21 protein-coding genes and 1 tRNA gene are annotated in these 24,605 nt (G+C 70.4%); 19 read left to right on the top strand and 3 right to left on the bottom strand.

Annotated features, from left to right (window positions below; translation table 11 throughout):
• Positions 1–2: 2 nt before the first annotated feature.
• Complete coding sequence (locus tag EBO36_RS12645) at positions 3–731, bottom strand: alpha/beta fold hydrolase (RefSeq protein ID WP_122824943.1); 729 nt, start codon at positions 729–731, stop codon at positions 3–5.
• Positions 728–1,735, bottom strand: a complete 1,008-nt coding sequence (locus tag EBO36_RS12640) for an adenosine deaminase (protein WP_122824942.1) — start codon at positions 1,733–1,735, stop codon at positions 728–730. The genes EBO36_RS12645 and EBO36_RS12640 overlap by 4 nt, the downstream gene beginning before the upstream one ends.
• A 55-nt stretch (positions 1,736–1,790) precedes the next feature.
• Here EBO36_RS12640 and EBO36_RS12635 point away from each other — a divergent pair, with 55 nt between their 5' ends.
• Positions 1,791–2,996, top strand: coding sequence for a phosphotransferase family protein (locus EBO36_RS12635; protein WP_122824941.1), 1,206 nt, complete (start codon positions 1,791–1,793; stop codon positions 2,994–2,996).
• A 28-nt stretch (positions 2,997–3,024) separates the two neighbouring features.
• Here the strand turns inward: EBO36_RS12635 and EBO36_RS12630 are convergent, their stop codons facing one another.
• Complete coding sequence (locus EBO36_RS12630; protein WP_164471468.1) at positions 3,025–4,278, bottom strand: pyridoxal phosphate-dependent aminotransferase; 1,254 nt, start codon at positions 4,276–4,278, stop codon at positions 3,025–3,027.
• A gap of 275 nt (positions 4,279–4,553) precedes the next feature.
• Between EBO36_RS12630 and EBO36_RS12625 the strand changes: the two genes are divergently transcribed.
• The 18 genes from EBO36_RS12625 (at position 4,554) to rplB (ending at position 24,602) form a co-directional block, all read left to right on the top strand.
• Positions 4,554–4,626 (top strand) — tRNA-Trp (locus tag EBO36_RS12625).
• Between the two features lie 65 nt (positions 4,627–4,691).
• Entirely contained in the window at positions 4,692–4,967 is a 276-nt protein-coding gene (gene secE / locus EBO36_RS12620; RefSeq protein ID WP_164471467.1) for a preprotein translocase subunit SecE, read from the top strand.
• An 83-nt stretch (positions 4,968–5,050) separates the two neighbouring features.
• Positions 5,051–5,863 (top strand): transcription termination/antitermination protein NusG, encoded by an 813-nt coding sequence (nusG, locus tag EBO36_RS12615; protein WP_122824938.1) that lies wholly within the window; start codon positions 5,051–5,053, stop codon positions 5,861–5,863.
• An 86-nt stretch (positions 5,864–5,949) separates the two neighbouring features.
• Entirely contained in the window at positions 5,950–6,381 is a 432-nt protein-coding gene (rplK, locus tag EBO36_RS12610) for a 50S ribosomal protein L11 (protein WP_122824937.1), read from the top strand.
• Between the two features lie 90 nt (positions 6,382–6,471).
• A complete protein-coding gene (rplA, locus tag EBO36_RS12605; RefSeq protein ID WP_122824936.1) occupies positions 6,472–7,188 on the top strand; it encodes a 50S ribosomal protein L1 in 717 nt (238 codons plus the stop codon).
• Between the two features lie 389 nt (positions 7,189–7,577).
• The gene (rplJ, locus tag EBO36_RS12600; RefSeq protein ID WP_122824935.1) at positions 7,578–8,099 is read left to right on the top strand and encodes a 50S ribosomal protein L10; all 522 of its coding nucleotides are present in this window, start codon (positions 7,578–7,580) and stop codon (positions 8,097–8,099) included.
• A gap of 61 nt (positions 8,100–8,160) precedes the next feature.
• Positions 8,161–8,550: a 50S ribosomal protein L7/L12 gene (gene rplL, locus EBO36_RS12595; RefSeq protein WP_122824934.1), complete on the top strand. Its 390-nt coding sequence runs from the start codon at positions 8,161–8,163 to the stop codon at positions 8,548–8,550.
• A gap of 344 nt (positions 8,551–8,894) precedes the next feature.
• Complete coding sequence (rpoB, locus tag EBO36_RS12590) at positions 8,895–12,407, top strand: DNA-directed RNA polymerase subunit beta (RefSeq protein WP_122824933.1); 3,513 nt, start codon at positions 8,895–8,897, stop codon at positions 12,405–12,407.
• Positions 12,408–12,501: 94 nt separating this feature from the next.
• Positions 12,502–16,392 carry a DNA-directed RNA polymerase subunit beta' gene (locus EBO36_RS12585; protein WP_122824932.1) on the top strand — a complete coding sequence of 1,297 codons (3,891 nt, stop codon included), beginning with the start codon at positions 12,502–12,504 and terminating at the stop codon, positions 16,390–16,392.
• A 386-nt stretch (positions 16,393–16,778) separates the two neighbouring features.
• Complete coding sequence (gene rpsL, locus EBO36_RS12580) at positions 16,779–17,153, top strand: 30S ribosomal protein S12 (protein ID WP_122824931.1); 375 nt, start codon at positions 16,779–16,781, stop codon at positions 17,151–17,153.
• Entirely contained in the window at positions 17,153–17,623 is a 471-nt protein-coding gene (gene rpsG, locus EBO36_RS12575) for a 30S ribosomal protein S7 (protein WP_122824930.1), read from the top strand. Before rpsL ends, rpsG begins: the two co-directional genes overlap by 1 nt.
• A 72-nt stretch (positions 17,624–17,695) precedes the next feature.
• Positions 17,696–19,798, top strand: a complete 2,103-nt coding sequence (gene fusA / locus EBO36_RS12570; RefSeq protein WP_122824929.1) for an elongation factor G — start codon at positions 17,696–17,698, stop codon at positions 19,796–19,798.
• 119 nt (positions 19,799–19,917) lie between these two features.
• Positions 19,918–21,111: an elongation factor Tu gene (gene tuf, locus EBO36_RS12565; protein ID WP_122824928.1), complete on the top strand. Its 1,194-nt coding sequence runs from the start codon at positions 19,918–19,920 to the stop codon at positions 21,109–21,111.
• A 647-nt stretch (positions 21,112–21,758) separates the two neighbouring features.
• Positions 21,759–22,067, top strand: a complete 309-nt coding sequence (rpsJ, locus tag EBO36_RS12560; protein ID WP_019146773.1) for a 30S ribosomal protein S10 — start codon at positions 21,759–21,761, stop codon at positions 22,065–22,067.
• 11 nt (positions 22,068–22,078) lie between these two features.
• On the top strand, positions 22,079–22,744 hold the full coding sequence (gene rplC, locus EBO36_RS12555; RefSeq protein ID WP_122824927.1) for a 50S ribosomal protein L3: 666 nt from the start codon (positions 22,079–22,081) through the stop codon (positions 22,742–22,744).
• A gap of 5 nt (positions 22,745–22,749) precedes the next feature.
• Positions 22,750–23,427: a 50S ribosomal protein L4 gene (gene rplD / locus EBO36_RS12550; protein WP_122824926.1), complete on the top strand. Its 678-nt coding sequence runs from the start codon at positions 22,750–22,752 to the stop codon at positions 23,425–23,427.
• Positions 23,424–23,729 (top strand): 50S ribosomal protein L23, encoded by a 306-nt coding sequence (rplW, locus tag EBO36_RS12545; RefSeq protein ID WP_122824925.1) that lies wholly within the window; start codon positions 23,424–23,426, stop codon positions 23,727–23,729. Before rplD ends, rplW begins: the two co-directional genes overlap by 4 nt.
• A 36-nt stretch (positions 23,730–23,765) precedes the next feature.
• The gene (rplB, locus tag EBO36_RS12540) at positions 23,766–24,602 is read left to right on the top strand and encodes a 50S ribosomal protein L2 (protein ID WP_122824924.1); all 837 of its coding nucleotides are present in this window, start codon (positions 23,766–23,768) and stop codon (positions 24,600–24,602) included.
• The last annotated feature ends 3 nt before the right edge of the window (positions 24,603–24,605 follow it).

Genomic DNA, 24,605 nt, shown 5'->3' with positions numbered 1-24,605 from the left:
GGTCAGTCCTCGGCCAGCTCGCGGACGAGGGCGGCGACCGCCCGGGGCCGGTCGTACATGACGGCGTGGCCGCCGCCGGCGACGACGGCGCCCTGCCCGCGGGGGAGCAGCTCGACGACGCGGTCGACCCAGGCGGGGGGAGCCACGGTGTCGTGCTGGCCGCGCAGGACGAGGACATCGGCGTCGACCAGGGGGAGCCGCTCCTCGAGGGGGTGGTCGAGCATGACGCGCAGCATGCGGGTGTACCAGCGCAGGCCGGCGCGGGCGTAGTCGCTCGCCACGACGCCCCCCGCGGCCCAGCTGTCGTGCAGCCCGGACTGGGCCAGGCGCAGGCCCTGCCGCACGGCCGTGGCCTCGGCCGGGTTGGTCGTGGGGCCGATGAGGGCTGCGGTCCGCGCCACCCCGGGATGGCGGACGAGCGTCTCGACGACGACCTGGGCTCCCATCGAGTGCCCGACGAGCACCGCGTCGGCGATCCCGGCGCCCACGAGGACCGTGTGCACCACGTCGCCGAGCTCGGCCATGGTGAGCGTGCGGTCGGGGCGGGGGAGGGGCCCGAACCCGGGTAGCTCGACGGCGTGGACCGGCCCCGTGCGGCGCAGCTCGGCGGCGAGGGGGCGGAAGTACCGCGAGGACGTCCCGATCCCGTGGACGAGGACGTAGGGCCGTTGGCCCGGCCCCGGCCGCGTGGTGGCGGGAAGGGAGCGCAGGCGCGCCACGACGTGGGTCATGCCGCCAGCCAGTCGTCGACCTCGGCGAGCCAGTGCCGCTTGCGGTCCGCGGGGGCCGTGCTGGCGCGGATGGAGGAGCGGGCGAGGTCGGCGATCTCGGCGTCGTCGAAGCCGTGGACGTCGCGCGCGGTGCGGTACTGCTCGACCAGCCGGGAGCCGAAGAGCAGCGGGTCGTCCGCGCCCAGCGCCACGAGGGCACCGGCCTCGACCAACGGGCGCAGCGGGACGGCGGCGGTGTCGGGGTAGACGCCCAGGGCCACGTTGCTCGCCGGGCAGACCTCCAGGGCGATGCCCGCCTCGACCACCTGGGCCAGCAGGGCGGGCTCCTCGGCCAGGCGCACGCCGTGGCCCAGGCGGCGCGGGCCGAGGTGGGCGAGGACGTCGCGCACGTGGTCGGGGCCGAGGAGCTCGCCGGCGTGGGGGACGGCGGCGAGCCCGGCGCGGCGGGCGATGGAGAAGGCGCCCGCCCACTCCAGGGTGCGCCCACGGCGCTCGTCGTTGCTCAGCCCGAAGCCGACGACGCCCTCGTGGGCGTGGTTGACGGCGAGTCGGGCGAGCGTGCGCGCGTCCAGCGGGTGCCGGGTACGCGAGGCCGCCACCACCACGCCGACGTCGACGCCGGTCGCGGCGCTCGCCGCACGGGCCTCGTCGAGGACGATCTCCAGCGCGGGCGTGATGCCGCCGACGTAGGGGGCGTAGGAGGTGGGGTCGACCTGGATCTCCAGCCGCCGCGAGCCCTCCGCGGCGTCGTCCTCGGCGGCCTCGCGCACCACGCGGCGCATCGCGGCCTCCGAGCGCACCACCGCCCGGGCGGAGTCGTAGAGGCGCTGGAAGCGGAACCAGCCCCGCTGGTCCGCCGGCACCCGCAGCGCCTCGCCGTCGAGGAGCGCCGGCGGCAGGCGGACCCCGGCCTGCTCCGCGAGGTCGATCATCGTCGCCGGCCGCATCGAGCCGGTGAAGTGAAGGTGGAGGTGCGCCTTCGGCAACGTCGTGAGGTCCCGCACGGGTGCGAGTCTGCCACCGAAGCGGGCGGGGCCGCCCCCGTGGTGGACTGGGGCCATGGATGCGACCACCTCGGCCCGGGAGCGGCTCGAGGTCGCGCTGCTCACCGGTCCGGGTGCCGGCGAGCTCCTCGCGGCCGCGCTCGCCGAGGAGGGTGCGGGCCTGGGCGAGTGGGAGGTCCACGCCGTGCACCACCGCCCCGGTGCCGGCGTCAGCGTGGGGTACACCGTCGCTGACGCGGACGGGGAGGAGTACCTGTGCGCGACGACCGCGCGGCTGGCCGGCCCCGGCTGCGCCGGCCTGGTGCGCCTCGAGCGCGACGGCGTCGTCGTGCACGTCTGGCGCCACCCCGCGGACCCCGAGCTCCCGGCGCTGGCCACCGGCTGCTCACCGGGCCTGCTGGCGGACCGGCTGGGCCTGGCGGCACCGCCGGACGTGGAGCTCGTCACCTACCGCCCCCTGCGCCGCGCGGTCCTGCGCGCCCGGGGCGGCGGCGTCGACGGCGGGCTGGTGTTCGTCAAGGTGGTGCGCCCGCGCGCCGTCGAGGCCTTCGTCGACCGTCACCGCATGCTCTGCGCGGCGGGCGTGCCGGCCCCGCGCAGCCTCGCGGCGTTCGACGACGGCATGGTGGTCCTCAGTGCGGGACGCGGCACGCCGCTCGCCACCGTCCTGGCCCGAGGGCTCGGGGAGGAGGCCGCACGCGCCGTCCTCGACGACGTCGTCGGCGTGCTCGACCGCCTGCCGTCGGCGGCGCTGGCGCTCCCGCGCCGCCCGGCGTGGTCGGAGCGTGCCGCCCACTACGCGCACGCCGCGGCGACCGTGCTCCCCGACGAGGCGGGCCGCATCACCGCCCTCGCCGAGGGCATCGCCCGGGCCCTCGGCGCCACCGACCCGGGACCCGTGGTCCCCACCCACGGCGACCTCTACGAGGCGAACCTCCTCATGGCCGGCCGGTCGGTGAGCGCGCTGCTCGACGTCGACGGCGTGGGCCCGGGGCACCGCGTCGACGACCTCGCCTGCCTCCTCGCCCACGTGAGCGTCCTGCCGCACCTGGCGCCGGCGACCTACCCGCGCGTCCGGGAGGTGCTCGCCACCTGGACGGCGCAGTGCGAGCAGCTCGTCGACCCGGCGGCCCTGCGGGCGCGGTGCGCCGGGGTGGTGCTCTCGCTCGTCGCCGGGGCGCAGCGCCCCGGCGGGCCGTGGCGCGCCGACGCGCTCGGGCGCCTGGCGGAGGCCGAGCGCTGGCTCGCCGGCGCCCGGTGACCCCCGGGCACCCGGCGTGCTCCGAGTGCTACGCGAGGAGCTCCTGGATCCGCCCGACGCCCTCGACGAGGTCGTCGTCCCCGAGCGCGTAGCTCAGCCGCAGGAAGCCGCTGGGGCCGAAGGCCTCGCCGGGCACCACGGCCACCTCGACCTCGTCGAGGATGAGGTCGGCGAGCTCGGCGGACGTGCGGGGCGTGCGGCCCCGGATGGTCCGGCCGAGCACCCCGGCCACGCTGGGGTAGGCGTAGAACGCCCCCCGCGGCGTCGGGCAGACGACGCCGTCGATGGCGCGGAGCATGTCCACCATGGTGCGCCGGCGCCGGTCGAACGCCGTGCGCATCTGCTCGACCGCCGAGAGGTCCCCGGTGAGCGCGGCGACGGCCGCGCGCTGGGAGACGTTGGCGACGTTGGAGGTGAGGTGCGACTGGAGGTTCGTCGCCGCCTTGATGACGTCGGCGGGCCCGATCATCCAGCCCACCCGCCAGCCCGTCATGGCGTAGGTCTTCGCGACGCCGTTGAGGACGATGGAGGTGTCGACGAGCTCGGGGACGAGGCGCTGGATGGGGGAGAACTCCGCGCCGTCGTAGAGCAGGTGCTCGTAGATCTCGTCGGTGATGACCCACACGCCGTGCTCGTACGCCCAGCGGCCGATCTCCGCGGTCTGCTCGGCGGAGTACACCGCGCCGGTGGGGTTGGACGGCGAGCAGAACAGCAGCGCCTTGGTGCGCGGGGTCCGCGCCGCCTCGAGCTGCTCGACGGTGACGAGGTAGTCCTGCTCGACGCCCGCGAAGACCTCGACGGAGCGCCCGCCGGCGAGGGCGATCGCCTCGGGGTAGGTCGTCCAGTACGGCGCCGGGAGGAGGACCTCGTCACCGGGGTCGAGGACGGCCGCGAACGCCTGGTAGACGGCCTGCTTGCCGCCGTTGGTGACGAGGACGGAGTCGGGGGAGACCGCGTAGCCGGAGTCCCGCAGGGTCTTGGCGGCAATGGCCTCGCGCAGCACCGGCAGCCCCTTGGCAGGGGTGTACCGGTGGTTGACCGGCTCGCGGGCGGCGGCGACCGCCGCCTCGACGATGTAGTCCGGCGTGGGGAAGTCCGGCTCCCCGGCCCCGAAGCCGATGACGGGGCGGCCGGCGGCCTTGAGGGCCTTGGCCTTCGCGTCGACGGCGAGCGTGGCGGACTCGGCGATGGCCGCCAGGCGGGCGGACACGCGGGGCCGGGACGCGGCGTCGGAGGGTCCGCTCGGGGCGGCGGGGCTCGGGACGGGGGTGGGCTCGCTCACGCCCCCTATCGTGGCACGCGCGAGGTCGGGACCGCCGCGCGGGCCGTCTCGCGGACGGGGCGATCGCGCCGCGGCACGGGCGGCCACGGGCGGGCCTGCGGCCGGCGCCGGACCGCGACCGGGCGACCGGGTCGACGAGAGCGCTCCCTCGCGGCACGGGGCCGGTTCGACCCCGGGGGTCCCAGGGGCGTACACTCGTCGGCGGTGGTTGACTCCCGCCACGCTGGAGCGCGCTCTTCGGAGTACGACGGCGGCGCGGAGGGAGCAGCGGCCATAGGGCAGTGGCGCAATTGGTAGCGCACCGGTCTCCAAAACCGGCGGTTGTGGGTTCGAGTCCCTCCTGCCCTGCACGTATGGTCCGAGCGGTCGGACGAACCCCGGTCGACGCGACCCAGAGAAGTGAGGATCCGTCAGTGAGTGAGTCTGCGAGCACGACGTCGGGCAGTCCCGAGCGTGCCGGGCGCGGTCCCGCCGAGCCTCGCTCGACCAAGGGCCGGGGCTTCTTCGGTCGCATCGCCCTGTTCGTCCGCCAGGTGATCGCCGAGCTGAAGAAGGTCGTCCGGCCCACGCGGAACGAGCTGTTCACGTACTTCGCGGTCGTCATCGTCTTCGTGCTCGCCGTCATGGCCTACGTCGGCGTGCTCGACCTCGCCTTCGGGCGACTGGTCCTGTGGGTCTTCGGCGGCTGACCGCCGACCGGCGCCCCACTTCCGCGCCGGTGTGCCTGCGTCCCGCCGGCACGCCACCGCATCAACGAGAAAGCAGGTGACCTGTGTCTGAGGAGACGCTGGAGCCAGCGGCCGACGAGGCCGACCTCGACAGCACCCAGGACGGCGTCGCCGACGACATCAGCGACGTCGTGCGCGGCGACGAGCAGGCCGAGGTCCCCGCGGACCTGCCGGACGCGCTCGAGACCGGTGACGACACCGCCGACACCGAGCCGGTCGCCGACGAGGCCGCCGAGCCCGTCGCCGACGAGGAGCTCGACCCGGAGGAGGAGTTCCGCCGCGAGCTCCGCACGCAGCCGGGCGAGTGGTACGTCGTCCACTCCTACGCGGGCTACGAGAAGCGCGTCAAGGCCAACCTCGAGAACCGCACCCAGAGCCTCAACATGGAGGACTACATCTTCCAGGTCGAGGTGCCCATGGAAGACGTCGTCGAGATCAAGAACGCGCAGCGCAAGGTCGTCAACCGGGTCCGTATCCCCGGCTACGTGCTCGTCCGGATGGACCTCACCGACGAGTCGTGGGGCGCCGTGCGCCACACCCCCGGCGTCACCGGGTTCGTCGGCCACACGCACCAGCCCGTCCCCCTCACCGAGGACGAGGTCTTCTCCATGCTCGCCCCCACGCTGGCGCCCAAGTCGTCGGCGAAGAACGAGTCGACGTCCGGCGCTGCGGCTCCGGTCATCGAGGTCGAGTTCTCGGTGGGTGAGTCCGTCACCGTCACCGACGGCCCGTTCGAGACCCTGCCCGCGACGATCTCCGAGATCACCCCGGAGTCGCAGAAGCTCAAGGTGCTCGTCTCCATCTTCGGCCGGGAGACCCCGGTCGAGCTCTCGTTCTCGCAGGTCGCCAAGATCTGAGAGAGCGCCGGTGCGTCCGCACCGGCCACGCACGACGGCGCCGGCGGTCACCGGCGCCTATCCCACTGGAACGGTAAGGACCCGACATGCCCCCCAAGAAGAAGGTCGCCGGGCTGATCAAGCTTCAGATCAAGGCCGGCGCCGCCACCCCCGCGCCGCCGATCGGTCCCGCGCTCGGTCAGCACGGCGTCAACATCATGGAGTTCTGCAAGGCGTACAACGCCGCCACCGAGGCGCAGCGTGGGAACGTCGTGCCGGTGGAGATCACGGTCTACGAGGACCGCTCCTTCACCTTCATCACCAAGACCCCGCCGGCCGCGGAGCTCATCAAGAAGGCGGCCGGGGTCGCCAAGGGCTCCGGAACCCCGCACACGGTCAAGGTCGCCACGCTCACCCGCGACCAGGTCCGTGAAATCGCCGAGACCAAGCTCGAGGACCTCAACGCGAACGACGTCGAGGCCGCCTCGAAGATCATCGCCGGCACCGCCCGGTCCATGGGCATCACCGTCCAGGACTGAGCACCGCTCACCCGTTCCGGCACCCCAGGGTGCCCCGTGGCAGGGTCCGCGCGGACCCGTTGACCACGACTGCTCACAAGGAGAAGCAGCATGACCACGCGTAGCAAGAACTACCGCCAGGCGACCGAGAAGATCGACCGCACCACGGTGTACGCCCCGCTCGCGGCGATCCGCCTTGCCAAGGAGACGTCGGCGGCGAAGTTCGACGCCACCGTCGAGGTCGCCTTCCGGCTCGGCGTCGACCCCCGCAAGGCGGACCAGATGGTGCGCGGCACCGTCAACCTGCCGCACGGCACGGGCAAGACCGCCCGCGTCATCGTCTTCGCCACCGGCGAGCGGGCCGCGCAGGCCCTCGCCGCCGGCGCCGACGAGGTCGGCGGCGACGAGCTCATCGAGAAGGTCGCGGCCGGCTACACCGACTTCGACGCCGCCGTCGCCACCCCGGACCTCATGGGCAAGGTCGGCCGCCTCGGCCGCGTCCTCGGCCCCCGCGGTCTCATGCCCAACCCGAAGACCGGCACGGTGACCATGGACGTCACCAAGGCCGTCACGGAGATCAAGGGCGGTCGTGTGGAGTTCCGCGTCGACAAGCACGGGAACCTCCACTTCGTCATCGGCAAGGTCTCCTTCGACGACACCAAGCTCGTGGAGAACTACGCCGCCGCCCTGGACGAGATCCTCCGGCTCAAGCCGGCCTCCTCCAAGGGCCGCTACATCTCCAAGGCGACGCTGACGACGACGATGGGCCCGGGCATCCCGCTCGACGCGACGAAGACCCGCAACCTCACCTCCGAGGACGCAGCCTGACGCACCCCCCCCGCACCACCCGGCGGCCCGGCACCGATCACGGTGCCGGGCCGCCGGCGTCTGCGGGCCAGCGCGCCGGAGCTGCGCCGGCGCCGGATCCCGGCCGGCCGCGCCCCTGGGTCGCCCGCGCCCGCGGGCGTCCCTGGCCCAGGCGGGCGGGACGATTTGGACCTGCGGCCCCCGGGGGGTAGTCTCACCGTTGCCCAAGACCGCCGGTCGCCCGTCTGCCATGACGGGGCCAAGTCCGCAGCAGCGGAGCCAGCGCAGGTGAGTAACGAGCCGTGCCGGCCGTCCCAGACGGTCGTCCTCACAGCCCCGTGCCCATCCTGCGCGGGGCTTTCGTCATGTCTGAGGACACCACGACCGGCGGCACGAACGGAAGGAGGGCCATGGCGAGGCCTGACAAGGTGGCAGCGGTTGCCGAGCTCACGGAGCTGTTCCGCGAGTCGAACGCCGTCGTGCTGACCGAGTACCGCGGGCTCAGCGTCGCCCAGCTCAAGCGGCTGCGACGCTCGCTCGGCTCGAACGCCAGCTACGCCGTGGTGAAGAACACGCTGACCGCCATCGCGGCGAAGGAGGCCGGTCTCGACTCCCTCGAGGGCGAGCTGTCCGGGCCGACGGCGATCGCCTTCGTGACCGGGGAGCCGGTCGAGGCGGCCAAGGGCCTGCGTGACTTCGCCAAGGCGAACCCTCAGCTCGTCATCAAGGGGGGCGTCCTCGAAGGGCGGGCCCTGACGGGCGCCGACGTCGAGAAGCTCGCGGACCTCGAGTCCCGCGAGGTCCTGCTCGGCAAGGCTGCTGGCGCAATGAAGGCGGCGCTCTACGGCGCTGCCTACCTGTTCACCGCTCCCGCCTCCAAGGCGGTGCGGACCATCGAGGCCCTGCGCGAGAAGCAGGCCACCGAGGCCTGACCAGGCCCCGGAAGCAACCCCAGCGCTGCTCGCGCAGCAGGAGTAGGAAGGAACGCCCACCATGGCGAAGCTCAGCACCGACGAGCTCATCGAGGCTTTCAAGGAGCTCACCCTCATCGAGCTCTCCGAGTTCGTGAAGCAGTTCGAGGAGACCTTCGAGGTCACCGCCGCGGCCCCCGTCGCGGTGGCCTCGGGCCCGGCCGCCGGCGGCGCCGGCGCCGAGGAGGAGGCCGAGGAGAAGACGGAGTTCGACGTCGTCCTCGAGTCCGTCGGCGACAAGAAGATCCAGGTCATCAAGGAGGTCCGCGCGCTCACGAGCCTCGGCCTCAAGGAGGCCAAGGACCTCGTGGACTCCGCCCCCAAGGCGGTCCTCGAGGGTGTCGCGAAGGACGCCGCCGACAAGGCCAAGGAGGCCCTCGAGGGCGCCGGCGCCACGGTGTCCGTCAAGTAGGACGCACCACCAGCACGACCTCCCCGCTCTCGCGGGGCATCGGCCCGGGACCCGTCAGGGGTCCCGGGCCGAAGTCGTCGGCACATGGTTGCGCGAGGCCGTAGATACCGTATGGTGTGGGCGGTGGGCCCCGGGGCGCCGCGCAGTGACGGACGACGCAGTCCAGCGTGGACTTGCCCTGGCCACGGCGTGTATGCTTGCGCTTTGCGCTGACCTCCGCCTGCCCGGCGCCCGACCCGATCGCGCATCCACGAGCCATCAGCCCGCTCGCGCGTATCCACGGGACGCCAGGCAACGCATCCCGGCAGCGCAGTGTGCACACAATTCGCAGGGAAGGATCCCCTTTGGCTGCCTCGCGCACCCCTTCTGCTCCCACCGCTGACGCCATCGCCACACGGACCGCATCTCGCCGGGTCTCGTTCGCCAAGATCAAGGAGCCGCTGCAGGCCCCTGACCTTCTCGGCCTGCAGACCGACAGCTTCGACTGGCTGCTGGGCAACCCCGCCTGGCGCGAGCGCGTCGCGGCCGCCGTGGCCAACGGTGAGAAGAACGTGCCCCAGACCTCGGGGCTGGAGGAGATCTTTGCAGAGATCTCGCCCATCGAGGACTTCGGCCAGTCCATGTCGCTGTCCTTCCGCGACCACCGCTTCGAGCCGCCGAAGTACACGGCCGAGGAGTGCAAGGAGAAGGACTTCACCTACGCGGCGCCGCTGTTCGTCACCGCGGAGTTCATCAACTACGAGACCGGCGAGATCAAGTCGCAGACGGTCTTCATGGGTGACTTCCCGCTGATGACCGAGCGGGGCACGTTCATCATCAACGGCACCGAGCGGGTCGTCGTCTCCCAGCTCGTCCGCTCGCCGGGCGTGTACTTCGAGCGCACCCCCGACAAGACGTCCGACAAGGACGTCTTCACCACCAAGGTCATCCCCAGCCGTGGTGCGTGGCTCGAGTTCGAGATCGACAAGCGCGACGCCGTCGGTGTGCGCATCGACCGCAAGCGCAAGCAGTCCGTCACGGTCTTCCTCCGCGCCCTCGGCATGACCGAGTCGGAGATCCGCGAGGAGTACGCGAACTACCCGGTCATCCTCGAGACGCTCGAGAAGGACAACGTCAGCACCCAGGACGAGGCCCTGCTCGACATCTACCGCAAGGTCCGTCCCGGCGAGCCGCCGACGGTCGAGGCCGGTCGCAACCTCATCGAGAACTACTACTTCAACCCCAAGCGCTACGACCTCGCCAAGGTCGGCCGCTACAAGATCAACAAGAAGCTCGGCACCACCGGCGAGCTCAGCGACTCCGTGCTGTCGATCGAGGACATCAAGGCCGCGGTCAAGTACCTCGCCGCCCTGCACAACGGCGACACCGAGATCGTCACCGAGCGCGACGGCGAGCAGGTCTCCGTCCGCGTGGAGACGGACGACATCGACCACTTCGGTAACCGGCGTATCCGCGCCGTCGGCGAGCTCATCCAGAACCAGGTCCGCACCGGCCTGTCGCGGATGGAGCGTGTGGTCCGCGAGCGGATGACGACGCAGGACGTCGAGGCGATCACGCCTCAGACCCTCATCAACATCCGCCCGGTCGTGGCCTCCATCAAGGAGTTCTTCGGGACCTCGCAGCTCTCGCAGTTCATGGACCAGAACAACCCCCTCGCCGGCCTGACGCACAAGCGTCGTCTGTCCGCGCTGGGCCCGGGTGGTCTGTCCCGTGACCGCGCCGGCATGGAGGTCCGCGACGTCCACCCGTCGCACTACGGCCGCATGTGCCCCATCGAGACCCCCGAGGGCCCGAACATCGGCCTCATCGGCTCGCTGGCGACGTTCGCCCGGATCAACGCCTTCGGCTTCGTCGAGACGCCCTACCGTCGCGTCGTCGACGGCCGGGTCACCGACCAGGTGGACTTCCTCACCGCCGACGACGAGGACCGCCACGTCATCGCCCAGGCCAACGCCGTGCTCGGCGAGGACGGCACGTTCCTCGAGCCCCGCGTGCTCGTCCGGACCCGGGGTGGTGGCGGCGAGGTCGCCAACGTCCCGCCGTCCGAGATCGACTACATGGACGTCTCGGCGCGCCAGATGGTCTCCGTCGCGACCGCGATGATCCCGTTCCTCGAGCACGACGACGCCAACCGCGCGCTCATGGGCGCCAACATGCAGCGCCAGGCGGTCCCGCTGGTCCGCAGCGAGGCCCCCCTGGTCGGCACGGGCATGGAGCGCCGCGCCGCCGTCGACGCCGGTGACGTCATCGTCGCCAGCAAGCCCGGTGTGGTGGCCGAGGTCTCCGCCGACGCCATCCACGTCGCGGCCGACGACGGCAGCACCCAGGTCTACCGCGTGGCGAAGTTCCGCCGCTCGAACCAGGGCACCTCGTACAACCAGCGCGTGCTCGTCGACGAGGGTGACCGCGTCGAGGTCGGCTCCGCGCTGGCCGACGGCCCGGCCACGGACGACGGCGAGCTCGCGCTCGGCCGCAACCTCCTCGTGGCGTTCATGTCGTGGGAGGGCCACAACTACGAGGACGCGATCATCCTGTCGCAGCGCCTCGTGGCCGAGGACGTCCTCAGCTCGATCCACATCGAGGAGCACGAGGTCGACGCCCGCGACACCAAGCTGGGCGCCGAGGAGATCACCCGGGACATCCCCAACGTCTCCGAGGAGGTCCTCGCGGACCTCGACGAGCGCGGGATCATCCGGATCGGTGCCGAGGTCAGCGCCGGCGACGTCCTCGTGGGCAAGGTGACGCCCAAGGGCGAGACCGAGCTCACCAGCGAGGAGCGCCTCCTCCGGGCGATCTTCGGCGAGAAGGCCCGCGAGGTCCGCGACACCTCCCTCAAGGTGCCCCACGGCGAGTCCGGCACGGTCATCGGCATCCAGGAGTTCAACGCCGAGGACGGCGACGAGCTGCCCGCGGGCGTCAACCAGATGGTCCGGGTCTACATCGCCCAGCGACGCAAGATCACCGACGGTGACAAGCTCGCCGGACGCCACGGCAACAAGGGCGTCATCTCGAAGATCCTGCCCGTGGAGGACATGCCGTTCCTCGAGGACGGCACGCCGGTCGACATCATCCTCAACCCGCTCGGCGTCCCCGGTCGCATGAACGTGGGCCAGGTCCTCGAGACCCACCTCGGGTGGGTCGCCAAGCAGGGCTGGGACGCGACCACCGCGGAGGGCGACACCTCCTGGCGCGAGAAGCTCCCGGTCGAGTCCCTGCGTGGCGAGCCGGGCACCCCGGTGGCGACGCCGGTCTTCGACGGCATCGCCGAGACCGAGCTCACCGGCCTGCTCACCTCGACGGTCCCCAACCGGGACGGCGAGCGCATGGTCGACGCCTCCGGCAAGGCCCGGCTCTTCGACGGCCGCTCCGGCGAGCCGTTCCCCGAGCCGGTGGCGGTGGGCTACATGTACATCCTCAAGCTCCACCACCTCGTCGACGACAAGATCCACGCCCGGTCGACCGGCCCGTACTCGATGATCACCCAGCAGCCGCTCGGTGGTAAGGCGCAGTTCGGTGGCCAGCGGTTCGGCGAGATGGAGGTCTGGGCCCTCGAGGCGTACGGCGCGGCCTACGCGCTCCAGGAGCTCCTCACCATCAAGTCCGACGACATCCCCGGTCGCGTCAAGGTCTACGAGGCCATCGTCAAGGGCGAGAACATCCCCGAGCCGGGCATCCCGGAGTCGTTCAAGGTGCTCATCAAGGAGATGCAGTCGCTGTGCCTGAACGTCGAGGCCCTCGACGCCGAAGGCAACGCCATCGAGCTGCGTGACGCCGACGAGGAGGTGTACCGCGCTGCTGACGAGCTCGGTATCGACCTGTCTCGCCGTCCCGACGCGTCCAGCGTCGACGACATCTGAGGCCGACCGCCGGCGCCGCCCCCAGGGGGCGGCGCCGGCGTCCGGGCCCCACGTAAGTTCCACACGGTGATTCGCCGAAGGAAGTAGGAAAACCTTGCTCGACGTCAATGTCTTCGACCAGCTCCACATCGGCCTGGCCACGGCTGCAGAGATCCGTGAGTGGTCGAACGGTGAGGTCAAGAAGCCCGAGACGATCAACTACCGCACGCTCAAGCCCGAGCGTGACGGCCTCTTCTGCGAGCGGATCTTCGGACCCACGCGGGACTGGGAGTGCAGCTGCGGCAAGTACAAGCGCGTGCGCTACAAGGGCATCATCTGCGAGCGTTGCGGCGTCGAGGTCACCCGCTCGAAGGTCCGTCGTGAGCGCATGGGCCACATCGAGCTCGCCGCGCCGGTGACCCACATCTGGTACTTCAAGGGCGTCCCCTCGCGCCTGGGGTACCTCCTCAACCTCGCCCCGAAGGACCTCGAGAAGGTCATCTACTTCGCGGCGTACATGATCACCGAGGTCGACGACGAGGGTCGTCACGAGGACCTCACCAGCCTGCAGAACGAGATGGACCTCGAGCGGGCCGAGGTCGCGCGCCGTCGGGACACCGACATCGAGGCCCGCGCCCAGCGGCTCGAGGCCGACCTCGCCGAGCTCGAGGCCTCCGGCGGCAAGGCGGACGCGCGGGACAAGGTCCGCAAGTCGGCCGAGCGCGAGATGGCGCAGCTGCGCAAGCGCGCCGACGCCGAGCTCGAGCGCCTCGACCAGGTCTGGGACCGGTTCAAGAACCTCAAGGTCGGTGACCTCGAGGGCGACGAGCTGCTCTACCGCGAGCTCCAGGCCCGGTACGGCATCTACTTCAAGGGCTACATGGGCGCCACGGCGATCCAGAAGCGCCTGGAGAGCTTCGACCTGGCGGCCGAGGCCGAGTCGCTGCGCGAGACCATCCGCTCCGGCACGGGCCAGCGCAAGACCCGCGCCCTCAAGCGCCTCAAGGTCGTCAACGCCTTCCTCACCACCGAGAACTCGCCCATGGGCATGGTCCTCGACGCCGTCCCGGTCATCCCACCGGACCTGCGCCCGATGGTCCAGCTCGACGGTGGGCGCTTCGCCACCTCGGACCTCAACGACCTGTACCGCCGCGTCATCAACCGGAACAACCGCCTCAAGCGGCTGCTCGACCTGGGCGCGCCGGAGATCATCGTCAACAACGAGAAGCGGATGCTCCAGGAGGCCGTCGACGCGCTGTTCGACAACGGCCGCCGTGGGCGCCCGGTGACGGGCCCGGGCAACCGTGCGCTCAAGTCGATCTCCGACATGCTCAAGGGCAAGCAGGGCCGGTTCCGCCAGAACCTCCTCGGCAAGCGCGTGGACTACTCGGGCCGTTCGGTCATCGTCGTCGGCCCGCAGCTGCGCCTGCACCAGTGCGGCCTGCCCAAGCAGATGGCGCTCGAGCTCTTCAAGCCCTTCGTCATGAAGCGGCTCGTCGACCTCAACCACGCCCAGAACATCAAGGCCGCCAAGCGGATGGTCGAGCGCGCCCGCACGCAGGTGTGGGACGTGCTCGAGGAGGTCATCACCGAGCACCCGGTGCTGCTCAACCGCGCCCCCACGCTGCACCGCCTGGGCATCCAGGCGTTCGAGCCGCAGCTCGTCGAGGGCAAGGCCATCCAGCTCCACCCGCTCGTCTGCGGTGCGTTCAACGCCGACTTCGACGGCGACCAGATGGCGGTCCACCTGCCGCTGAGCGTCGAGGCGCAGGCCGAGGCCCGCATCCTCATGCTCTCGAGCAACAACATCCTCAAGCCGTCGGACGGCCGCCCCGTCACCATGCCCACCCAGGACATGATCATCGGGCTGTTCCACCTCACGGGTGACCGCGAGGACGCCAAGGGCACGGGTGGGGCGTACGCCTCGCTCGCCGAGGCGATCATGGCCTTCGACGCGGGGATCCTCGACATCAACGCGGTCGTCAAGATCCGCTTCACTGACCTCGTGCCGCCGCTCGGCTGGACGGCGCGGGAGGGGTGGGCCGAGGGCGAGCCGATCATCCTCGAGACCTCCCTCGGCCGCGCGCTCTTCAACGAGCTGCTGCCGGTGGACTACCCCTTCGTCAACGGGGTCGTCGGCAAGAAGGAGCTCTCGGCCATCGTCAACGACCTGGCCGAGCGCTACCCCAAGGTCGAGGTCGCCGCGAGCCTGGACGCGCTCAAGGAGGCCGGCTTCCGCTGGGCCACCCGCTCGGGCGTGACCATTGCCGTCTCCGACGTCGTCGCCCCGGCGAACAAGGCCGCCATCCTCGAGCAGTACGAGGTCAAGGCGGAGAAGGTCCAGCGCGAGTACGACCTGGGCCGGCGGAGCGAGGACGAGCGCCGCTCGGAGCTCATCGACATCTGGACCGAGGCGACCAATGAGGTCGACGCTGCGATGCGGAAGAACTTCCCCGCCCGCAACACCGTCTTCCGCATGGTCTCCTCCGGTGCCCGTGGTAACTGGCACCAGGTCCGTCAGATCGCCGGTATGCGTGGCCTGGTGGCCGACCCGAAGGGCCAGATCATCTCGCGGCCCATCAAGTCGAACTACCGCGAGGGCCTGTCCGTCCTCGAGTACTTCATCGCCACGCACGGTGCGCGTAAGGGCCTGGCCGACACCGCTCTGCGGACCGCCGACTCCGGCTACCTCACGCGACGCCTCGTCGACGTCTCCCAGGACGTCATCGTCCGTGAGGACGACTGCGGGACCCACCAGGGTCTGACGATGCGGATCGCCGACCGCGACGAGTCCGGGCTGCGCCGCAGCGAGACGGTCGAGACGAGCGTCTACGCCCGCACGCTGGCCTCCGACGTCACGGCGGCCGACGGCACGGTCCTTGCCGCCGCCGGGGCCGACGCCGGCGACGTCCTCATCGCCCGCCTCATCGAGGCCGGCGTGGAGGAGGTCAAGGTCCGCTCCGTGCTCACCTGCGAGTCCCGGGTCGGTACCTGCGCGAAGTGCTACGGCCGCTCGCTGGCCACGGGCAAGCTCGTCGACATCGGTGAGGCGGTCGGCATCATCGCCGCCCAGTCCATCGGCGAGCCCGGCACCCAGCTGACCATGCGGACGTTCCACACCGGTGGTGCGGCCTCGGCCGACGACATCACCCAGGGTCTGCCCCGTGTCCAGGAGCTCTTCGAGGCCCGCACCCCCAAGGGTGAGGCGCCGATCAGCGAGGCCGCCGGCCGCGTGAAGATCGAGGACACGGACCGCAGCCGCCGCCTGGTCATCACCCGCGACGACGGCGGGGAGGACATGATCTACCCCGTCACGCGGCGGTCGCGCCTCCTCATCGAGGACGGCGAGCACATCGGCGTCGGGCGCCAGCTCATCGCCGGCGCCGTCGACCCGAAGAAGGTGCTGCGCATCCTCGGGCCGCGTGCGGTCCAGAAGCACCTCGTCGACCAGGTCCAGGAGGTCTACCGCTCCCAGGGCGTGGACATCCACGACAAGCACATCGAGGTCATCGTGCGCCAGATGCTCCGGCGCGTGACCGTCCTCGACTCCGGCGACTCCCGGCTCCTGCCGGGCGAGCTCGCCGAGCGTGGCCGCTTCGAGGACGAGAACCGTCGGACCGTTGCCGAGGGCGGCACCCCCGCCTCCGGCCGTCCGGAGCTCATGGGCATCACCAAGGCCTCGCTCGCCACGGACTCGTGGCTCTCCGCCGCCTCCTTCCAGGAGACGACGAAGGTCCTCACCGAGGCCGCGATGAGCGGGCGGCGTGACCCGCTGCTCGGCCTCAAGGAGAACGTCATCCTCGGAAAGCTCATCCCCGCCGGTACGGGCCTGCCCCGCTACCGCAACGTGGAGGTCGAGCCGACCGAGGAGGCCAAGGCCGCCGCGTTCTCCCGGATGGGCTACAGCGAGCTCGACTTCGCCCCCGCGGGCGGGTCGGACTCGATCATGCTGGACGACCTCGACTTCGGGTCGGACACCTACGGCGTGGACTTCCGCGGCGTGTGAGGTACCGGCGGGGGCCGGCCGGCGACGGTCGGCCCCCGCCACCCGCCCCCGCCGCCGGCGGGGGAGTGATGCAGGTCAACGGGCCACGCTTTGACGGCGCTGAGGCCCGCAGGCTAACCTGGTCTGCGGTGCCCGCGACGCCGGGCCCTCGTGCGTGCTCCGGTGCGCGGTCGGCAACGACCGGCGCGTAGAATCGGAGCAGCGGGTTCATCGACGACTGGCATCCCAGGCCGTCCCGTGTTCGGGGATCGGTCGCCGGGTGTGCGAGACGGCGACACGCCCGGGTGCGGGGGTTGGGCAACGGATTCCCGTTGCCTCCCGGCCGGGCCGGCGTGAATTCCTGCCGGACATCGACGACAAGTAGAACTTTTCGAGACGGAGACGTAGTGCCCACGATTCAGCAGCTGGTCCGCAAGGGCCGCAGCGTCAAGGCTTCCAAGTCCAAGACGCCGGCCCTCAAGGGCAGCCCGCAGCGGCGCGGGGTTTGCACCCGCGTCTACACGACGACCCCGAAGAAGCCGAACTCGGCTCTGCGCAAGGTCGCGCGCGTGCGCCTGTCCAGTGGCATCGAGGTCACCGCCTACATCCCCGGTGTCGGCCACAACCTGCAGGAGCACTCCATCGTGCTCGTCCGCGGCGGTCGTGTGAAGGACCTGCCCGGTGTGCGGTACAAGATCGTCCGTGGCGCGCTCGACACCCAGGGTGTGCGCGGCCGCCAGCAGGCTCGCAGCCGCTACGGCGCGAAGAAGGAGAAGAAGTAATGCCTCGCAAGGGACCCGCTCCGAAGCGGCCGCTCGTCGTCGACCCGGTCTACGGCTCGCCGATCGTCACCCAGCTCGTCAACCGTGTGCTCGTCGACGGGAAGAAGTCGACCGCCGAGCGCATCGTCTACGGCGCCCTCGAGGGCGTGCGGGACAAGACCAGCGGCGACCCCGCCGTCGTCCTCAAGCGCGCGCTGGACAACGTCCGCCCGTCGCTCGAGGTCCGCTCGCGTCGCGTCGGTGGCGCGACCTACCAGGTGCCCGTCGAGGTGCGCGCGACGCGCCAGACGACGCTGGCCCTGCGCTGGCTCGTCGACTACTCGCGCTCGCGCCGTGAGAAGACGATGACCGAGCGCCTCATGAACGAGATCCTCGACGCCTCGAACGGCCTCGGTGCCGCGGTCAAGCGTCGCGAGGACACCCACAAGATGGCCGAGTCGAACAAGGCCTTCGCGCACTACCGCTGGTAATCGCCGGCCTCGCGGCCGCCGGTCATCGCACCCCGCGCTTCACTCGATCGAACCGACGAAGAGAGTTCTCCCGTGGCACTTGACGTGCTGACCGACCTGACCAAGGTCCGCAACATCGGCATCATGGCGCACATCGACGCCGGTAAGACGACGACGACCGAGCGGATCCTGTTCTACACCGGCATCAACTACAAGATCGGCGAGACGCACGACGGCGCCTCGACGATGGACTGGATGGAGCAGGAGCAGGAGCGCGGCATCACGATCACGTCCGCCGCGACGACCTGCTTCTGGCACGACAACCAGATCAACATCATCGACACCCCCGGGCACGTCGACTTCACGGTCGAGGTGGAGCGCTCGCTCCGCGTGCTCGACGGTGCCGTGGCCGTCTTCGACGGCAAGGAGGGCGTCGAGCCCCAGTCGGAGACCGTGTGGCGCCAGGCGGACAAGTACAACGTCCCGCGCATCTGCTTCGTCAACAAGATGGACAAGCTCGGCGCGGACTTCTACTTCACCGTCAAGACGATCGAGGACCGCCTCAAGGCGACCCCGCTCGTCATGCAGATCCCGATCGGCTCCGAGTCCGACTTCATCGGCGTCGTCGACGTCCTGTACGGCCGCGCGCTCACCTGGCGCGGTGACGTCCAGAAGGGCGAGGACTACGCGGTCGAGGAGGTCCCGGCCGACCTCGTCGAGAAGGTGGCGGAGTACCGCGCCAAGCTCTCCGAGCAGGTCGCGGACGCCAACGAGGAGCTGATGGAGAAGTACCTCAGCGGTGAGGAGCTCACCCCCGAGGACCTCAAGGCGGGCGTCCGTGCGCTCACCGTCACCGGCCAGGGCTACCCCGTGTTCTGCGGCAGCGCCTTCAAGAACAAGGGTGTCCAGCCCGTCCTCGACGCGGTCATCGACTACCTGCCGTCCCCGCTCGACGTCCCCCCGGTCGAGGGCCACGCGCCCGGCGACGAGGAGAAGATCCTCGTCCGCAAGCCCGCGGAGACCGAGCCGTTCTCGGCGCTGGCGTTCAAGGTCGCCACGCACCCCTTCTTCGGCAAGCTCACCTACGTCCGGGTGTACTCCGGCCGCGTGAGCCAGGGCGCCCAGGTGCTCAACTCCACGAAGGGCAAGAAGGAGCGCATCGGCAAGCTCTTCCAGATGCACTCCAACAAGGAGAACCCGGTCGACGAGGCGCACGCCGGCCACATCTACGCCTTCATCGGCCTCAAGGACGTCACCACCGGTGACACGCTCTGCGCGCAGGACGCGCCGATCGTCCTCGAGTCGATGACCTTCCCCGAGCCCGTCATCCACGTCGCGGTCGAGCCCAAGACCAAGGGCGACCAGGAGAAGCTGAGCACGGCCATCCAGAAGCTGGCCGAGGAGGACCCCACGTTCTCCGTCCGGCTGGACGAGGAGACCGGCCAGACCGTCCTCGGCGGCATGGGCGAGCTCCACCTCGACATCCTCGTCGACCGCATGCGCCGCGAGTTCCGCGTCGAGGCGAACGTCGGCAAGCCGCAGGTCGCCTACCGCGAGACCATCCGCCGCAAGGCGGAGAAGGTCGACTACACGCACAAGAAGCAGACCGGTGGCTCCGGGCAGTTCGCCAAGGTCCTCGTGACCTTCGAGCCGCTCGACACCTCCGAGGGTGCGCTGTACGAGTTCGAGAACAAGGTCACCGGTGGCCGCGTCCCGCGCGAGTACATCCCCAGCGTCGACGCCGGCATCCAGGACGCCATGCAGAACGGTGTCCTCGCGGGTTACCCGCTCGTCGGCATCAAGGCGAGCCTGCTCGACGGCGCGTACCACGAGGTCGACTCCTCGGAGATGGCCTTCAAGATCGCCGGCTCCATGGTGCTCAAGGAGGGTGTGCGCAAGGCGGACCCCGTGCTCCTCGAGCCGGTCATGGACGTCGAGGTGCGCACCCCCGAGGAGTACATGGGTGACGTGATCGGCGACCTCAACTCCCGTCGTGGCATGATCCAGTCGATGGAGGACGCGAGCGGCGTCAAGGTCGTCCGCGCCCTGGTGCCGCTGTCCGAGATGTTCGGGTACGTGGGTGACCTGCGGTCCAAGACCCAGGGTCGCGCCGTGTACTCGATGCAGTTCGACAGCTACGCCGAGGTTCCTCGGAACGTCGCCGAGGAGATCATCAAGAAGACCCGGGGCGAGTGAGTCCCACAGGTCGACCAGCACGACCCCAGATAACCGACCCGTAGGACCGCAAGCCCCGCAGGCGCACGAGCACCTGCGAATGGTGAGCAGACAACTACCCGAGTCCCAGGAGGACACCAGTGGCGAAGGCCAAGTTCGAGCGGACCAAGCCGCACGTCAACATCGGCACCATCGGTCACGTCGACCACGGTAAGACGACGCTGACGGCTGCCATCACCAAGGTGCTGGCCGACAAGTACCCGGACCTGAACACGTTCACGCCGTTCGACAAGGTCGACAACGCTCCCGAGGAGCGTCAGCGCGGTATCACGATCAACGTCTCCCACGTCGAGTACCAGACGGAGAAGCGCCACTACGCGCACGTCGACGCCCCCGGTCACGCCGACTACATCAAGAACATGATCACCGGTGCGGCCCAGATGGACGGCGCGATCCTCGTGGTCGCGGCGACCGACGGCCCCATGGCCCAGACGCGTGAGCACGTCCTGCTCGCCCGCCAGGTCGGCGTGCCGTACCTGCTCGTCGCGCTCAACAAGTCCGACATGGTCGACGACGAGGAGATCCTCGAGCTCGTCGAGATGGAGGTCCGTGAGCTGCTCAGCGCGCAGGGCTTCCCCGGCGACGACGCCCCCGTGGTCCGCGTCTCGGCGCTCAAGGCGCTCGAGGGCGACCCGCAGTGGGTCCAGTCGGTCTCCGACCTCATGGACGCGGTGGACAACTACGTCCCGGAGCCGGTCCGCGACACCGACAAGCCGTTCCTCATGCCGATCGAGGACGTCTTCACGATCACCGGTCGTGGCACGGTCGTCACCGGTCGCGTCGAGCGCGGCGTCCTCAAGGTCAACGAGGAGGTCGAGATCGTCGGCATCAAGGAGACGAACCAGAAGACCACCGTCACCGGCATCGAGATGTTCCGCAAGCTTCTCGACACCGCTGACGCCGGCGAGAACGTCGGTCTGCTGCTCCGCGGCACCAAGCGTGAGGACGTCGAGCGCGGGCAGGTCGTCTGCAAGCCCGGCTCGATCACGCCCCACACGGACTTCGAGGCGCAGGTCTACATCCTCGCCAAGGACGAGGGCGGGCGTCACAACCCGTTCTACTCGAACTACCGTCCGCAGTTCTACTTCCGCACCACCGACGTCACCGGCGTCATCACGCTGCCCGAGGGCACCGAGATGGTCATGCCCGGCGACAACACCGAGATGACGGTCGCGCTGATCCAGCCGATCGCCATGGAGGAGGGCCTCGGCTTCGCCATCCGTGAGGGTGGCCGGACCGTCGGCTCGGGCCGGGTCACCAAGATCATCAAGTGATGACCCGCCGGGGGTGACCCCGGCACGGCGGGCACCGCCCGTCACGCAGGACCGGTGAAGGGCCCGGCGGCTTCGGCCGCCGGGCCCTTTGCCGTGCCCGGGCCGCGTCGGCCGGGCGCTTCGTCGTGCCCGGGACGCCGCCGGCGTCGTATATCGTGCCCGAGGCCTGCGTCGTGCCAGCCGCCCGCCCACCACGTGGGTCTCCGTCCCCCGTCGGCGGGGGAGCGGCGCGCGCCGGCGCCGGCGGTCGGGGCTACGCGCAGGCGCCGAACGGCCCGCGTGGTGAGAATCACCGCGGGCCCGTGGGGGCCGGGGACGGAGCTGCGGGACAGACCTGATAGAGTCGGTAGAGCCGGGCCCACGCCCGGCGGACCGGCCGGGTGCCCTGCGCCCGGGAAGGTTCTGCAGATGCGCTGCCGACGGGCCGATTGGCCAAGAGGCCGGTCGCTCTGGCAGACTGTACCGGTTGCCTGGGGCATGCCCCCAGGACGTCATGACTGCTGAGTCGGGCCCGCGCCCAGGCTCGTGAAGCACAACATCGGCCCCGCGCTGAAGAGCGCACGTGGTCGGGTATGTCCGCAAAGCGCGACACGCCCGAGTGCGGGGGTCGGTATTAGGTAGCGGTTCGAGAGAGGTTAGACGACGCCATGGCGGGACAGAAGATCCGCATCCGGCTCAAGTCCTACGACCACGAGGTCATCGACAGCTCGGCGCGCAAGATCGTCGACACGGTGACCCGCGCTGGTGCGACGGTCGTGGGTCCGGTGCCGCTGCCGACGGAGAAGAACGTCTTCGTCGTCATTCGTTCGCCGCACAAGTACAAGGACAGCCGCGAGCACTTCGAGATGCGCACGCACAAGCGGCTCATCGACATCATCGACCCGACGCCGAAGGCGGTCGACTCGCTCATGCGCCTCGACCTGCCGGCTGACGTCAACATCGAGATCAAGCTCTGAGGACTGCTGCAATGACATCCCTTTCCCAGCAGGCTGCTGGCGCGCCCAAGGCGCTGCTCGGTACCAAGCTCGGCATGACCCAGGTCTGGGACGACGCCGGCCGCATGGTCCCGGTGACGGTCGTCCACGTGGGCACCAACGTCGTGACGCAGGTGCGCACCCCGGACACCGACGGCTACAGCGCCGTCCAGCTCGCGTTCGGCGAGATCGACCCGCGCAAGGTGACGCAGCCCCTCAAGGGCCACTTCGCCAAGGCGGGCGTGACGCCGCGCCGGTTCGTCGCGGAGATCCGCACCGATGTGACTGACGACGTGACCCCGGGCACCGAGCTCGGCGTCGACCTCTTCGAGGCCGGCACCAAGGTCGACGTCATCGGCACGACCAAGGGCAAGGGCACCGCGGGTGTCATGAAGCGGCACGGGTTCCACGGTGTCGGTGCCTCCCACGGTGCGCACCGCAACCACCGCAAGCCCGGCTCCATCGGTGGCGCCTCCACGCCGGGCCGCGTGTTCCGCGGCCTGCGGATGGCCGGCCGCATGGGCCACGAGCGCCAGACCACCCAGAACCTCACGATCCACGCCGTCGACGCCGGGAAGGGTCTGCTGCTCGTCACGGGCGCGATCCCCGGCCCGAAGGGCGGCGTCGTCGTGGTCCGTACCGCCGTGAAGGGGGCCTGAGCCGCATGGCTACCACCCAGACCGTCGACGTGCTCGACGCCGAGGGCAAGAAGGCCGGCAGCGCCGACCTTCCCGCCGAGGTGTTCGACGTCGTCACGAACGTCCCGCTCATCCACCAGGTCGTCGTCGCCCAGCTCGCCGCTGCGCGTCAGGGCACCGCGTCGACGAAGTCCCGCGGCGAGGTCCGCGGCGGTGGCATCAAGCCTTACCGCCAGAAGGGCACGGGCCGCGCCCGTCAGGGCTCGATCCGCGCGCCGCAGTTCACCGGCGGTGGCGTGGTCCACGGCCCGACGCCGCGCGACTACACCCAGCGCACCCCCAAGAAGATGAAGGCCGCCGCCCTGCGCGGGGCCCTCTCGGACCGGGCCCGCGCCGGCCGCGTGCACGTCGTCAGCAGCCTCGTCACGGGGGAGACCCCCTCGACGTCGACCGCTCTCGCCGCGCTGGCCAACATCGTCGAGACCCGCCGGGTGCTCGTCGTCGTCGAGCGCGGTGACGAGCTCACCATCAAGAGCCTGCGCAACGCCACGCGCGTGCACATGCTCTGGGTCGACCAGCTCAACACCTACGACGTCCTCGTCAACGACGACGTCGTGTTCACCGCGGGCGCCCTGGAGACCTTCCTCGGCACCAAGGCCGCCGACCAGGTGGCCGACGAGCAGGTCGAGGAGGAGGGCAAGTGAGCCTCGAGCACAACAAGAACCCGCGCGAGATCATCATCGCGCCGGTCGTCTCGGAGAAGAGCTACAGCCTGATCGACGAGGGCAAGTACACGTTCCTCGTCGACCCGCGCTCGAACAAGACCGAGATCAAGACCGCCATCGAGTCGATCTTCGACGTCAAGGTCTCCTCGGTGAACACCGCGAACCGCCCGGGCAAGGTCCGCCGGACCCGGTTCGGCATCGGCAAGCGCAAGGACACCAAGCGCGCGATCGTCACGCTGCGCGAGGGAACCATCGACATCTTTGGCGAAGTGGCCGGCTGACCGCCGCTCGCTGGAGCAGATTGAGGATCGATACCTATGGGAATCCGTAAGTACAAGCCGACTACGCCGGGCCGTCGTGGTTCGAGCGTCGCCGACTTCGTCGAGATCACGCGCTCCGAGCCGGAGAAGTCGCTCGTCCGCCCGCTCACCAAGAGCGGCGGTCGCAACAGCACCGGCCGGATCACCACCCGGCACAAGGGTGGCGGGCACAAGCGCGCCTACCGCGTCATCGACTTCCGTCGTCATGACAAGGACGGCGTGCCGGCGAAGGTCGCGCACATCGAGTACGACCCGAACCGCACGGCGCGCATCGCGCTCCTGCACTACGCCGACGGCGAGAAGCGCTACATCCTGGCGCCGAACAAGCTCGCGCAGGGGGCCGTCATCGAGAACGGCCCGGGCGCGGACATCAAGCCCGGCAACAACCTCCCGCTGAAGAACATCCCCGTGGGTACGGTCATCCACGCCATCGAGCTCAAGCCCGGTGGCGGCGCGAAGATCGCCCGCTCGGCCGGTGTGTCGGTGCAGCTCGTCGCGAAGGAGGGGCGTTTCGCGCAGCTGCGCATGCCCTCCGGCGAGATCCGCAACGTCGACGCCCGCTGCCGCGCCTCCATCGGCGAGGTCGGCAACGCCGAGCAGTCGAACATCAACTGGGGCAAGGCCGGCCGCATGCGCTGGAAGGGCAAGCGCCCGACGGTCCGCGGTGTCGCGATGAACCCTGTCGACCACCCGCACGGTGGTGGCGAGGGCAAGACGTCCGGTGGTCGTCACCCGGTCAGCCCGTGGGGCCAGCCCGAGGGCCGGACCCGTCGTCCGAACAAGCCGAGCGACAAGCTCATCGTGCGCCGTCGGCGCACCGGCAAGAAGCGCTGAGAG

Origin of the sequence: Georgenia faecalis (genome assembly GCF_003710105.1) — a bacterium.
Classification (GTDB): Bacteria; Actinomycetota; Actinomycetes; order Actinomycetales; family Actinomycetaceae; genus Georgenia_A; species Georgenia_A faecalis.
Note: the sequence above shows the minus strand (reverse complement) of the source record. Positions and strands in the feature narration are given on the sequence as shown.

Coding starts and splice junctions, on each gene's coding strand:
- rplA (WP_122824936.1), top strand. CDS start 6,472: ATGACCACGCGTAGCAAGAACTACCGCCAGGCGACCGAGAAGATCGAC.
- EBO36_RS12635 (WP_122824941.1), top strand. CDS start 1,791: ATGGATGCGACCACCTCGGCCCGGGAGCGGCTCGAGGTCGCGCTGCTC.
- rplK (WP_122824937.1), top strand. CDS start 5,950: ATGCCCCCCAAGAAGAAGGTCGCCGGGCTGATCAAGCTTCAGATCAAG.
- rplB (WP_122824924.1), top strand. CDS start 23,766: ATGGGAATCCGTAAGTACAAGCCGACTACGCCGGGCCGTCGTGGTTCG.
- rpsG (WP_122824930.1), top strand. CDS start 17,153: ATGCCTCGCAAGGGACCCGCTCCGAAGCGGCCGCTCGTCGTCGACCCG.
- rplD (WP_122824926.1), top strand. CDS start 22,750: ATGGCTACCACCCAGACCGTCGACGTGCTCGACGCCGAGGGCAAGAAG.
- EBO36_RS12645 (WP_122824943.1), bottom strand. CDS start 731: ATGACCCACGTCGTGGCGCGCCTGCGCTCCCTTCCCGCCACCACGCGG.
- rplC (WP_122824927.1), top strand. CDS start 22,079: ATGACATCCCTTTCCCAGCAGGCTGCTGGCGCGCCCAAGGCGCTGCTC.
- rpsJ (WP_019146773.1), top strand. CDS start 21,759: ATGGCGGGACAGAAGATCCGCATCCGGCTCAAGTCCTACGACCACGAG.
- rplJ (WP_122824935.1), top strand. CDS start 7,578: ATGGCGAGGCCTGACAAGGTGGCAGCGGTTGCCGAGCTCACGGAGCTG.
- rplL (WP_122824934.1), top strand. CDS start 8,161: ATGGCGAAGCTCAGCACCGACGAGCTCATCGAGGCTTTCAAGGAGCTC.